This is a genomic window from Chloroherpetonaceae bacterium (genome assembly GCA_033763895.1).
Taxonomy (GTDB): Bacteria; Bacteroidota; Chlorobiia; order Chlorobiales; family Thermochlorobacteraceae; genus JANRJQ01.
The window spans coordinates 38,426-51,300 of the sequence record JANRJQ010000004.1; the positions used below are offsets into that span (position 1 = coordinate 38,426).

Below are 12,875 nucleotides of genomic sequence, written 5' to 3' on the forward strand. Positions count from 1 at the left end.
AAATAAATCAAACGTTACACAGGAATTAAATCATAAAGTGGAAATTTTGAAGTTAGGGTTTTCACTTCTTCTTTTACCTCAGTGCACACTTTATGAATATTTGGACTTGAAGCCTCTGAAACCACACGGTGAATAAAATCAGCAACCTGTTCAGCTTCATTTTCTCTCATACCACGCGTCGTCATCGCAGCTGTTCCGAAACGAATCCCACTTGTAACAAATGCAGATTTATCGTCATACGGAACCATATTTTTATTGGCTGTAATACCGGCTTCATGTAAAAGATTTTCGGCATCCTTACCGCTGACGTTTTTATTTCTCAGGTCAATCAACATCAAGTGGTTATCTGTACCGCCTGAAACTATGGTGAATCCGTGTTGATTGAACCGAGCGGCCATTGCTGCTGCATTTGCCTTAACTTGAAGGATATATGTCTTAAAGTCGTCTTTCAATGCCTCACCAAATGCCACCGCTTTTGCCGCAATAATATGCATTAAAGGCCCGCCCTGAACACCGGGCATGACTTCAGTATCAAGTACTTCCGACATCAATTTGAGCCTTTCTCCGGTTTTTGTTTTTAATTTCAAACCCATCGGGTTTTCAAAATCCTGCCCCATCAAAATCATTCCGCCGCGAGGACCGCGCAGTGTTTTGTGTGTTGTGGTGGTTACAAAATGACAATATTGCATTGGATTATTCAGCAGCCCTTTTGCAATGAGCCCGGCAGGGTGGGCAATATCGGCCATCAGTAAGGCTCCTACTGAATCTGCAATTTCTCGAAATGCTTTATAATCCCAATCGCGAGAGTAGGCACTTGCACCACAAATCAGCAGTTTTGGTTTTACTTCCTTCGCCTTTTCAGCCACTTTATTCATATCGATTCTCCCTGCTAAAGCTCCGTCTTTTTCAACCCCATAAAAATTAGCTTGATAGAGCTTTCCCGAGAAATTAACCGGGCTGCCGTGAGTAAGATGCCCTCCGTGAGCAAGATCAAATCCTAAAATTTTGTCCCCCGGTTTTAAGACTGCAAAAAACACCGCCATATTCGCGTTCGAACCTGAGTGAGGTTGGACATTCGCGTATGCAGCACCGAAAAGCATTTTGGCACGGTCTCGAGCAAGATTTTCAGCGATATCCACGAACTCGCATCCACCATAGTATCGCTTGCCCGGATAACCCTCGGCATATTTATTGGTCATTACTGAACCGCAGGCTTCCATTACCGCTTTGCTGGTAAAATTTTCGGAAGCGATAAGCTCTATGGTATCGGTTTGGCGCTCTAATTCACTTTGTATTGACGCATAAAGTTCAGGATCTTTTAAGCGAAGTTCAAGATTGCGATCGTTTTCCATTGTTCTCTCCCGTTGTCTTTAGAAAAATTTGAATTGAACATACTTTGAGGGGTTTCTCTTTAAATCGACTAACAAAGAATCAAGTGAAGTGACTGTTTGAGTAAGATTGTCATATAACTTAGGGTCTTTTAATAGCTTACCGACAGTTCCGTTTGGATTTTGAATCTCCGCCATTAAAGAATCAAGTCTTTTAAGAGATGAGTTAAGATTATTGTAAAGCGCTTCATCTTTAATGAGTTTGCCGGCTGTTCCGTTTCCGTTTTTCAATGATTCTGCAATCTCTTTCAATGACGCGGTGGTTTCCTTAATATTTTGTGCCATTTCAGCATCGGTCATCAGCATACGAAGCGGCCCCTTTCCATAAGCAAGGTCGCTCGATAGTTTTTCGATGTTATTCAGCGTTCGATTCAGTCGTACAAGCGGGTCGTTTGTTATCAGCAATTGTCCGATTGTTCCTTCTCCGCGGTTTATTTTTCCAAATGTCATTCGAAGTGAATCGATCATAAAGCGTGCACTATTCATCAAATCCGGTAATCCGGGTTCAGAAAACACAAGCAATTCTTCTCCTTCATTCAATAGTTTTCCGTTTCCGGGGATAATATCAACATACTTATCTCCCAAAACCCCTTGAGATTTAATGATTGCCAAAGCATCATCTGTGATTAGATAAGCGTAATCGGTAACAATCTCCAATTCAATTTTCACCCCAATGGCGCCATCTCTTCTTTCGAAATCCATTTTAGAGACTACACCCACCTTTTTACCGGCAACAGCAACAAGATTAGCCACTGCAAGCCCTTGAATATCTTTCGAAAACATCGTGTAATGGCTTTTCGTGCTTGTAAAGCTGGTATTTTTTCCAATAACCAAAGCCAATAGACCGGTAAAAAAAAGACCAATGGTAAATATGATTCCGGTTTGGAGATTTTTCCATTTAACCTGTTCTGTCATTCTCTGCTAATTCGATATTATATTTCTTACCCCTGAATCAATCCTCAAAGCTCGCCGCTTTCTTCGTTGGTTAAAAACGACTGAATAAACGGATGTTTAGAATGATGCAACTGTTCAGGCGTATCATTAAAGACAATTTCGCCACCGTAAAGAACGGCCACTTTACCTGCAACGCCAAAAACATCCGTTACAATGTGTGTTATCATTACGGCACCCAAGCCGATTTCCGCGCGAAGTCGCTTTATAACTTCTAATATTTTTTTTGCGCTAATTGGATCAAGACCGGCTGTAGGCTCATCAAGCAAAATCATACCGGGTTGAAAAATAAGTGCGCGCCCGATTGCGACGCGCTTTTTCATTCCACCAGAAAGGCTTTCTGGTAAAAGGTTCTCGTACCCTTCAAGTCCTGCAAATTTGATTTGCTCTCGCACTCTTTTTGAAATTTCATCTTCAGAGAGCTTTAAATTTTCCCGAAGAAAAAATCCCATATTCTCACTGATCGTCATTGAGTCGAAGAGAGCATTACCTTGAAATACAATTCCCATTTTCTGACGAAATGGAAAGAGTTCCTCCTCTTCCAAAGGCGTTATATCAACACCATTGATAAATACCTGCCCACTTGATGGTTTTATTAATCCAAGCATCAATTTAATAATCGTGCTTTTGCCAACTCCAGATGGCCCTAGGATGACAAAGATTTCACCTTTTTCGAAGGAGAGGTTTATGTTTCTTAAAATCTCCCGCTTCCCATAGCGAAGACTGACATTTCGAAGTTCAATCATATCGCCTAATTCTTATCGATGAAATCGTGGACGATTTTTGAAAGGTAAAAATTCAGAACCATCACAAGCCCCGATGAAACCACAATTCCTTTAATGGTTGATTCCCCTACGCCAACCGTTCCACCTTTTGCAGAAAAGCCATTATAGCAGCTCACCAATGTAATCATCACGGCAAAAACAGGCGGCTTAATTGAAAAAGTGATAAAATCGCGGTAATTCAGATAGCGAATACTGGAATTCCAATAAATGCCGGGATCGAGATGCAAATAATTTTCCGCGATGTATGAACCGCCAATCAGTCCGATAGCAATAGAAAAGGCCGTTAGCGGTAAAAACATTATCAATGAAGCCACAAGCCTTGGCACGACTAATTTTGCAATTGGATCAGTGCCAAAAGCACGAAGCGCATCAATTTGTTCGGAAATTTTCATTGCACCGAGTTCGGATCCGTTTCTTGCGCCAACCCTTGCCGAGAGCATTAATCCCGTGACCATTGGTCCTAGCTCTCGAATCACAGAAAAGGCTGTGGTTCTCCCAGTCAGCCCCTTCGCCCCAAAATCGGTTAAAATATTTCCTACCTCCATCACGAGAAGCGATCCAATTGAAACGGAACTCACAAAAACAATCGGAAGAGATTCCGTTCCACTAATAAACGCCTGATTCATTGTGTCTTTCCAGTAGCGTTTTGTAGAACCGAGCATTCGGAAGGCATGCAAAGAAAAGCCAAAAAAATCTTGCATCATTTCAAAAAAGCTTTTGAAACGATCGTTAATTTTCTCAGTGTATCGAAGGGCAGATTGCAACATGAATTGGTGTCAAAATGTAAATTTAAGGCGCAAAATTAAGGAAATCCAACGCCATATTGAATAAATATTTACTTCGGTAAAACGGGGAAAAAACGAAAGCAGCAGGTGTAAGCCGAATTCTGTTCACTTCCAATTCTGGAAATGGACGACCATTGATCTTTGCGACTCACCCAAGTTTACCCGATTGCTCGGCACTTGCGGGCAACAAGTGAATGCATTTCTGCATTATAAACCTATACATAGTCTTGCATCGGGGAGGTTTGCCGTGCGCGGCTTTTACAAGCTCGCCGGTGGTCTCTTACACCGCCATTTCACCCTTACCTCAAAGAGGCGGTTTATTTTCTGTTGCACTATCTGTCGCGAATTTCTTTCGAAAAACGCGCCCTGACTTGCGCCGAAGCCTTGTCAGGCACCCTGCCCTATGATGTTCGGACTTTCCTCAGTTTTCACCGCGGCCGTCGCCCTGCTGCTTAGGGCGTCAATTTAAAGAAAAAACGGGATTAGAATGTTAAATCGCGCCTAATTCGTAGTTGAAAGTTCCTTTTCAACTTCATTGAAAATACTCGGGCTTATTACCATCCGGCCGCAGCTTTCGCAGATATAAAAATTTCCGCGGCTGATGGTTCCGTGACTTTCTTTTGGGACGATGTAATTGCAACCGGTACATGAATTGCGTTCAAACCGAACAATAGGATCTTCAATTTCCCGTCTGCGAAGATTATCGTAGCGAAACAAGGCCGTATTCCCGAATTGTATAATAGCTGAGCGTTTGGCCTCAATTTTCTCGCGCAAAACTTTAACTTCCTCTTCAGTTTCCGCACTGATTTTAGAGAGGTCTTGAGATTTTTTTTCAGATTCCTCAGAAGCCTTGTTGAAGAGATTTTGGAGGAATTCGGTGGGTAAATCGCGTTCATCAATTTCATCGGCACGATTATCCGAAATTAACGATTTGCTTTTCTCTTCAATTTCCATTCGATTCATGACTTCTTGATCAATGGTTTGAATTTGAAATTCATACTTCTTGATCTCGTAATCTTCGTGGTCAATTTGCTTCGAAAACGCATCGTATTCACGATTGTTTCGAGCGCTTTTCTGCTGCTCTTTGTACTTTTCGATTTTTTCTTGCGAACTTTTTATTTCTAATCGAAGCAAATCCTTTTTTACTGTAGCTTCCTTTTCAATTTTCTCTCGATCTTGAAGAATGGCATAAATTCTATTTGCTTTATTTTTGAGACCTTCGATAACCTCCGGAAGCTCTTCTTGCTCGCTCAAAATATCACGCAAGTCATTGTCAAGATGTTGTAATTCTAGTAGGGCTTTTAATTCTTCGCGCACGGTGTTTGTAAGTTTAGTTTAAGCAAAGTGAAATTCTTAGAGGCAAAAAAAAAGCGCCTAACATTTTGCTTGACAAAATGAAAGGCGCTCGAAAAACCGTCAGGGTTCTGAACTAGACTATTTTCAAGGTACAATTTTGACCGTTTCAACATAACCACTAAAGTTGGTGCCGAGGAGGAGACTCGAACTCCTATGCCTCGCGGCGCTCGCACCTGAAACGAGTGCGTCTACCAATTCCGCCACCTCGGCAAAAATAATGGTTAAGATACAACAGATTTCTAAATTATTAAATATTCATTTAGCTAAATCAACACCATTTTTTTCAAAAAACTGAACTTGCCTTTCACTTGTTTTCAATTTGCTATTTTAATGTTTGAGATTTAAAGAATATTTCGAAACACTTATGAATAATACAGCTTTTGACACCATTGAAGACGCTCTCGAAGACCTAAAAAATGGAAAGTTAATAATTGTCGTTGATGATGAAGACCGTGAAAATGAGGGTGATCTTGTCGGTGTGGCTGAAACCATAACCCCAGAACAGGTTAATTTTATCACCAAAGAAGCGCGCGGCTTACTTTGCGCACCGATGACCCGTTTAAGAGCACAAGAGCTTGAACTGGACATGATGGTCAGTAACAACACTTCACTACACGAAACCGCGTTCACCATTTCTGTGGATAGCAAGTTGCCCGGAACTTCAACCGGAATTTCCGCACACGACCGTGCTGTTACCATCCGCCAGCTTGCTGATCCACTCACCAAACCATCGGACTTGGCTCGTCCGGGTCATATTTTCCCCCTTCGTTCAATGGAAGGCGGAGTTCTTCGCCGAGTAGGTCATACCGAGGCTTCTGTCGATTTAGCACGCTTGGCAGGATTTCGACCTGTTGGGGTCATTTGCGAAATTTTAGCCGAAGATGGAACAATGGCGCGGTTACCCGAGCTTATCCAAATGAAGAAAAAATTTGGATTAAAACTCGTAACAATCAAAGATCTTGTTGCTTACCGTATGCAACGCGAAAAGCTTGTCAAAAGGGCAGTTGAAGTGAATCTGCCTACGCATTTAGGAACATTTAGGCTCATCGCTTACGAAACTTGTGTTGATGATAAAAATCATCTTGCTTTGGTTAAGGGCGATGTTTCGAACGGAGAACCCGTGCTTTTGAGAATGCACTCCTCTTGTGCCACCGGCGATCTCTTTGGCTCAATGCGTTGCGATTGCGGTGAACAGCTCGCAACTGCAATGATGATGATTGAGCGTGAAGGTCGAGGCGTTGTGGTTTACATTATGCAAGAAGGGCGTGGAATCGGTCTGATCAACAAACTGAAGGCTTACAATTTGCAAGATGAGGGCTATGACACCGTAGAAGCCAATGAAAAACTTGGCTTTAAAGCTGACCTACGTGATTATGGTATTGGCGCACAAATTCTATTGGATCTTGGAGTAAAAAAAATGAAATTGATGACCAACAATCCGAAAAAAGTTGTAGGGCTTCAAGGTTACGGGTTAGAAGTCACGGAGCGTGTTGCCCTTGAAATTCCAACCAATGAAATCAACAAAGGGTATATGGAGACCAAACGCGAAAAAATGGGTCACATCATTTCAGGAGAAAAGGCCGCAACGGAACTTCTTGCACAGAAAATTTTTGGTCATCATTAATCAAAATAACTAATAGCTGATTTCTCAGAAAGGCTTTTACTCCATTGATAGCCATTATCCTTTTTGTAAAAGCCTTTCTTAGTCAAGAAATCTCAATCACCCGTTTTAATTAAGATGATTATTTCAAATCCTTCGCTAAGATTTCTTTTACCCAAGCTTTTTTTCCATCCCAAGTAAATACCTCAATCACCAATTTTCGCTCAGTCCCTTTTCCTTCAAGTTTCAGCAATCCAAAGTTTCGTTCGGAGAGATATGTTTCTGGAATGAGAAAGTCATTTACTTCGTCACGCATTTGATATGTACCCGATGTTAAAGGAGAAACGGTTAAATCATAAAGTGGATAAGTCCCTTCACGATTCATTTTGCTTAATGAAGTGTAGTGACGGTCTCCGGTTAAAAAGATTACACCGGAGATTTTTTCTGCTAAAATTGCATCAAGTAATTTTTTTCGTTCCTCAGGGTAAGTTGAAAAATTCTCGTGAATTGCCGCGCTATTTAACACTTGCCCTCCAATTACAATAAATTTGAAAGTCGCTTGGCTCGAACTTAGTGAATTGATGAGCCATTCGAATTGGCTTTCGCCAATGATTTCTCGTTTTCCGGTTCTTCGTTTATTAGGAGATTTGAACCATCGATCATCCAAAAGAAAGAATTCCGCGTCAGACCATCGAAATGAAGTTGTTATCCCATTTTTTCCATCCATTCCGTAAGTTGGATTTCCCCAAAAAAGGGTGAAGGCCTCTCGTGTCAATTGTTTGCCAATAAAACTATTATCGGCATCGTTTGAGCCATAGTCATGATCATCCCAAATTGCGTAGTGATGAACAGAGGCAAGAAGGGGTTGTAATTCTTTTAATTCTCGCGTATGTGAATAGCGATACAATATTCCGCTTCGGGAGCCCCAATCAGGATCTCTTAAATAGGTGTTATCACCTAACCAAACCATAAAGTCGGGCGATTTTCCTGCGATTGTAGAAAAAATATCATAGTGCTCACCATACGGTTTTCCCGAACGATCAAACCGCTCTTCATTGATATAAGCGCAACTTCCAATAGCAAAAGTGACATTAGGAGCGTCTTTTCGCCATTGCCAAAGAGAAAGTGTTTGAAATACTTGAGGGTATTGAGCGGGTTGGCGTTTTCCATTGATAACAATCCAATAGACATATCTTTTCCCCGGCTCCAGATCAGCCGCAATGAGTTTGGCAGTAAAAGCTTTTTCCCTTTCCGTCTTCACACGGTTGGTGGAGCCAATTGCTTCATTTTTAATCCCTTCTTCAATGTACTCAGCCCAAACCTCGCACTCTGCAAGTGTTTGTACCCAAATGAGAACTTCACGCATTTCAGAGTAGCCGAGCATTGGGCCGGAGCGAATTGAATTGTTTCTAGAAATTTTTCGGGTTTGTGCAGGTAATTCTTGTAAAAGAAGTGAAAAAAACAGTAAAACAAAAATGAATTGGAGAATTGGAATGATGAAATGTTTTTTGCTTAAGGTTGGGCGAAATTGCATTGTCCTCTTTGAATTTGAATTGAATTATATGGTTTTACTTCGTTAACTTAACTTAGTTAAGTTTGTGTTTTAGTTCAAATTTTTAAGGTATTTATTACAAAACTTTAAAGCCTATCCTGAGGGTGAAAGTCATTCATCAAGAATTGGTTAAGCCAAAAAAAGATTACTCGTTGGATTTTGCAATTCGTACATTTTCTTCTCTTTACGGGTCAATTGTGAAACCAATGTTTGGTGGTGTTACAGTTTACCAAATGCGTGGTGAAAATCGAATGATGCTAATTTATTCGGGTGGAACCGAAGAAAGCGGAAGTTGGTCGAAGGGAAAAGGGTTGATTGATGAGTGGAGAGGATGTTCGTTTATGACATCACAAGAGCATCATCGTGAATTAATCAGTCGATTTCCCTCCTTAAAGCCACAACAAACTCTCCCAAAGTGGCTTCACATTAGTGATTTAAATCCTCAGTATGAAACAGTAGTAAAGTCGCTTTTTCATTTGGCTGCAAATGAAAGTCCCTTAATTGGAATTATTTCAAACCCCAAGCCAAAGAAAAAAAGGAAAACCGTACTCAACTAAGTAAAAATATTTTTTCATTCGAATCATTATTTTCCGTGACAGACGCTTCACATCAATCATCATCTAAAAAAAAGTTTTATTTCTTCGGGACACTCGGCTTGGTTATCATTCTTGTCCTATTGATTCGTTCTTACATTGTCCATAACGCTTTTGAAAAAACGTCAAAAGGTCTTGAAAGAAAGTATCACATCAAACTCTCGGCGGAATCAATTTCTGCGTCTGCGTTACGCTCGGTATCACTTGAAAATGTTACAATAACCCCGCTTGATGCACCCGAAGACACCCTTCTATTCATTGAAACTCTTGATGCATCGGTAAGACTCTTACCTTTAATGAACGGTGATTTGCGTTTAAAGACACTTGAGGCAAAGAGGCTTTCATTAAAACTGCAAGAATACAATGATTCTCTTTCAAATTTCGGAGCCATTTTAGAGGCATTTCAACACTCTCAAACCCTTGATACTCTTAGAAAAATAAAATCGGAGAATTTGGGTTGGAATATTCGATCAAAAAATCTGCTTCGTTTATTGTACTCTCAAATTCCCGATGCTATTCGAATTGATAATTTATCAGTCTTTTATTCGAGCATTACAGATTCTGTTTCGCTTGCTCTTGAAATTCCTCAGTTCGTGATGCAGGATAATTTTTTTAGAGCGAGTGTCTCTCTTTCAGAAAGGAATATTCTTCCATACTCGGTTCAAGAGGAAACACAGCGGTTTATCGTTTCAGGATTACTTAATCGAAAACGTGAATCTGCGGAAGTGAATCTTTATGGCGCTCCGTTTATTTCACTCCCATATTTTAAAAATAAATTTGGCCTAGTAGCTAAAGCAAAAGATCTGACGTTCAAAGTTGATCCGGCAGAAACTGAGGATTCATATTTGAAGGTGGGATCGCTGTTTAGTGTCAATCAGATTCAATTATATCATCCGAAAATTTCTACTGATACTCTTTCGCTTGAAAAAGGGTCGTTGAACGCCATTTTTCGAATCGATTCTAAAGCGATAGTCGTTGAACCCGAAACGCAACTCTCATTTTCAACAGAAGGCGTTGATTCAATGAATGTTCTGCTTTCATTATGGTTTGATCGTTCCGATTCACTTCAAGTTGGATTGCAATTAAAAACCGATACACTTTCTGCGACTCGCTTTTTCGAATCGCTTCCTTTAGCAATGCGAAAAGATTTAGGTGAAATGCGATTTAAAGGCAAACTGGCATATTCGCTTTACCTCAACATTGATTGGAGAAAATTAGATGAAGTCATCTTAGAATCCTCTGTTTATACGGATTCATTTAAGGTGTTAGATTATGGGAATATTGATTTCCAAAAGCTTACAGGGAAATTCTCACATGAAGCTAAGGAAAAGGATTCAAGAACCGCGCGGGTCATCGAACTCAATCCTTCAAATCAAAGTTTTACCCCGTTAGTTCAAATTCCAAAACATCTTATCGGCGCCGTTCTTACCAATGAAGATGGCGGATTTTTCCTTCATCGCGGATTTAATGAAGCCTCATTCGCAACGGCTATTGCTGATAATATTCGTCGTTCAGAATTTGTCAGAGGGGGAAGTACCATTTCGATGCAGTTGGTAAAAAACATTTATCTCAATCGAAAGAAAACTCTTGCGAGGAAGTTTGAAGAGATTTGGATTGTTTGGCTTTTGGAAAGAAGCGGTTTTGTGAGTAAAGAAAGGTTACTTGAAATTTATCTTAACATCATTGAATGGGGGCCGAATGTCTATGGTATTGCAGAGGCATCACAATTTTATTTTTCAAAACGCCCTTCTCAACTTACGCTTGAAGAATCATTGTTTTTAGGAAGTATTATCCCATCTCCGAAACGATTTTTTTGGGCATTTAAGGAGGGAAAGCTTCGTGAGGAACGTGTTGAACAAATGAGTTTTGTACTGCAAAAAATGAAAGAGCGTCAATACACAAAAGACTCAACGCTTTCGGGGAACCTTAGGTTAACAGGTAAGGCCGCTTCGATGCTTAAGTTCTCTATGCCTCTTTCAGACACGCTTCAAATGAATGATGAATAAAGGACTTATTACTTGAACAAGGTTATTTAGCATCAATTGACCGACGGAATGAGCTTATTTTCACGATTATCAAAAATCTTAAAGGCTGAACTTCGCACAAGGCTTCATTACTTGCAAGATGAGGAGTTCAGAAAGTTTTACATCGAATACCTTAAGAAGAAAAAATCGCAGGGGAATTACTCAGGCTCTTTTGGTTCAAAACGAAGCGAAACTTTTTTTGAATCTGAACAAGAATGGTTTTATGACCGCTACAACCGGTTTTATTCTTCCGAGGGCAATCCAAAAACGGAAAGCGGCAATTATCGACAAAAAAGTTACAGCACCCCGAGAGAACCAGATAAAGATCCTATCCTTGCTGCTTACTATGCAAATTTAGAACTTCCATACGGCTCGGATTCCGAAACCGTTCGTAAGGCTTGGCTTAACCTTGTCCGAAAGTATCATCCTGATAAATTCAATGGCGATCCAGAAAAACAGAAACTTGCAACCGAGATTACCAAAGGGATTAATACAGCTTATCAAGAACTGACACGATATCTTAAAGGTAAGAAATAGCCTTTGATTGAACCCTTTTCGACGTCATTATATGAACTTTTTTGAAGTAACTTATCTTAGCTAAAAAAGTATAATCAAACCGTCTTTACACCTAAAAACTTCTACTTTTATGCCACAAAACCAAACAGTACCATCGGAAAAATTCCAGCAAATAAAAGCTTTGCTACTTGAAATGGAAATGAAGATCATTCAAGAGGACACCAATGAAGAACTCTTTGTTGTCGATGATGAAGAAAATGGGATAAAAAATCTTATCATCGATCTTGAACCGCCGCTTGTGGTTCTTGAACAACTCATTATGCCAATCAAAGGTGAGCGAGGGGAATTGTACAAAAGACTTCTTCAAATGAATGAAACACTGGTTCACGGCGCTTTTGCAATTGATGCAAAAGAGCGATTTGTGTTTTTCCGAGATACCCTTCAAATTGAAAACCTTGACTCGAATGAACTTCAAGGAAGTATTCGCGCACTCTCATTAGCAATGGCTGAACATAGCAGCGAATTGCTCAAATATGCTCATCAATCTTAAACATCAATCATTCGGAGGAAATATGAATCTCTTTAAACGCATTTTTAAAGTTACTCAGTCGGAAGCACATTCGATTGTCGATAAACTTGAAGACCCGATAAAGCTCACCGAACAAGGAATCCGTGATTTAAAAAACGATCTTCAGCAATCGATGATGGCCCTTGCCCAAGTAAAAGCCAGTGCTGTAAGATTGAGAAAAGACGGTGAAGATCAGCAGCGAATTTCTGATGAAATGGAACGAAAAGCGATGCTGCTTCTTCAACGCGCACAAAAGGGAGAAATCAATACAGCAGAAGCAGAGAAACTTGCACTTGAAGCGATGAATCGTAAAAACGACGCTTCACAGCGTGCAGTTACTTTAATTACTGATGGGCAAAAACAGCAAGCAATGGCTGACCAACTTCAATCAAAGATTGAAAAGCTGAAAAACACCATCACTAAATATGAGAATGAATTAATTACGCTTCGAGCTCGCGCACAAACCGCACAAGCAACACGAAAAATCAATCAACAACTTTCAAATGTTGACTCAGGTGGAACTGTCGCGATGCTTGAAAAAATGAAAACCAAGGTGATTGAAGAAGAGTCGCTGGCGGAAGCTTACGGTCAACTTGCTGATGTGAATGTTTCATTAGACGAAAAAATCGAAAAGGCACTTGCAGAACCGTCACCCTCTCAAGCCAACGATACCTTAGCAGAGCTCAAGCGAAAAATGGGAATCTTACCTCCCGCATAATTCTTTCATCGGATCATTGGCAAAAAACGAGGCAGTTTG

The 12,875-nt window shown here is 40.4% G+C and carries 12 protein-coding genes, 1 tRNA gene and 1 other RNA gene; 6 read left to right on the top strand and 8 right to left on the bottom strand.

Annotation, left to right across the window (positions count from 1 at the left end; genetic code table 11):
• Positions 1 to 14 precede the first annotated feature (14 nt).
• The 7 genes from glyA to SFU91_00890 form a co-directional block, all read right to left on the bottom strand.
• Positions 15 to 1,352, bottom strand: coding sequence for a serine hydroxymethyltransferase (gene glyA / locus SFU91_00860; protein ID MDX2127567.1), 1,338 nt, complete (start codon positions 1,350 to 1,352; stop codon positions 15 to 17).
• Between the two features lie 18 nt (positions 1,353 to 1,370).
• On the bottom strand, positions 1,371 to 2,303 hold the full coding sequence (locus SFU91_00865) for an MlaD family protein (GenBank protein MDX2127568.1): 933 nt from the start codon (positions 2,301 to 2,303) through the stop codon (positions 1,371 to 1,373).
• A 44-nt stretch (positions 2,304 to 2,347) separates the two neighbouring features.
• Positions 2,348 to 3,085 (bottom strand): ABC transporter ATP-binding protein, encoded by a 738-nt coding sequence (locus SFU91_00870; GenBank protein ID MDX2127569.1) that lies wholly within the window; start codon positions 3,083 to 3,085, stop codon positions 2,348 to 2,350.
• Positions 3,086 to 3,090: 5 nt separating this feature from the next.
• Positions 3,091 to 3,891 (bottom strand): ABC transporter permease, encoded by an 801-nt coding sequence (locus tag SFU91_00875; protein MDX2127570.1) that lies wholly within the window; start codon positions 3,889 to 3,891, stop codon positions 3,091 to 3,093.
• A gap of 92 nt (positions 3,892 to 3,983) precedes the next feature.
• Positions 3,984 to 4,363: RNase P RNA component class A (gene rnpB / locus SFU91_00880), an RNA gene on the bottom strand.
• Between the two features lie 47 nt (positions 4,364 to 4,410).
• A complete protein-coding gene (locus SFU91_00885; GenBank protein MDX2127571.1) occupies positions 4,411 to 5,226 on the bottom strand; it encodes a hypothetical protein in 816 nt (271 codons plus the stop codon).
• Positions 5,227 to 5,390: 164 nt separating this feature from the next.
• Positions 5,391 to 5,475: transfer RNA gene (locus tag SFU91_00890), tRNA-Leu, on the bottom strand.
• Between the two features lie 154 nt (positions 5,476 to 5,629).
• On the opposite strand from SFU91_00890, the gene SFU91_00895 reads away from it, so the two are divergent.
• Positions 5,630 to 6,889: a bifunctional 3,4-dihydroxy-2-butanone-4-phosphate synthase/GTP cyclohydrolase II gene (locus SFU91_00895; GenBank protein MDX2127572.1), complete on the top strand. Its 1,260-nt coding sequence runs from the start codon at positions 5,630 to 5,632 to the stop codon at positions 6,887 to 6,889.
• A 118-nt stretch (positions 6,890 to 7,007) separates the two neighbouring features.
• Here the strand turns inward: SFU91_00895 and SFU91_00900 are convergent, their stop codons facing one another.
• Positions 7,008 to 8,399 carry an alkaline phosphatase D family protein gene (locus tag SFU91_00900; protein ID MDX2127573.1) on the bottom strand — a complete coding sequence of 464 codons (1,392 nt, stop codon included), beginning with the start codon at positions 8,397 to 8,399 and terminating at the stop codon, positions 7,008 to 7,010.
• A gap of 122 nt (positions 8,400 to 8,521) precedes the next feature.
• Between SFU91_00900 and SFU91_00905 the strand changes: the two genes are divergently transcribed.
• From SFU91_00905 to SFU91_00925, 5 genes are all read left to right on the top strand, one after another.
• Positions 8,522 to 8,974 carry a hypothetical protein gene (locus SFU91_00905; GenBank protein MDX2127574.1) on the top strand — a complete coding sequence of 151 codons (453 nt, stop codon included), beginning with the start codon at positions 8,522 to 8,524 and terminating at the stop codon, positions 8,972 to 8,974.
• Between the two features lie 35 nt (positions 8,975 to 9,009).
• Positions 9,010 to 11,016: a transglycosylase domain-containing protein gene (locus tag SFU91_00910; protein ID MDX2127575.1), complete on the top strand. Its 2,007-nt coding sequence runs from the start codon at positions 9,010 to 9,012 to the stop codon at positions 11,014 to 11,016.
• Positions 11,017 to 11,064: 48 nt separating this feature from the next.
• The gene (locus tag SFU91_00915) at positions 11,065 to 11,571 is read left to right on the top strand and encodes a J domain-containing protein (protein MDX2127576.1); all 507 of its coding nucleotides are present in this window, start codon (positions 11,065 to 11,067) and stop codon (positions 11,569 to 11,571) included.
• 109 nt (positions 11,572 to 11,680) lie between these two features.
• Positions 11,681 to 12,100 (top strand): molecular chaperone Tir, encoded by a 420-nt coding sequence (locus SFU91_00920; GenBank protein ID MDX2127577.1) that lies wholly within the window; start codon positions 11,681 to 11,683, stop codon positions 12,098 to 12,100.
• Between the two features lie 22 nt (positions 12,101 to 12,122).
• Positions 12,123 to 12,836 (top strand): PspA/IM30 family protein, encoded by a 714-nt coding sequence (locus SFU91_00925; GenBank protein MDX2127578.1) that lies wholly within the window; start codon positions 12,123 to 12,125, stop codon positions 12,834 to 12,836.
• Positions 12,837 to 12,875 lie beyond the last annotated feature (39 nt).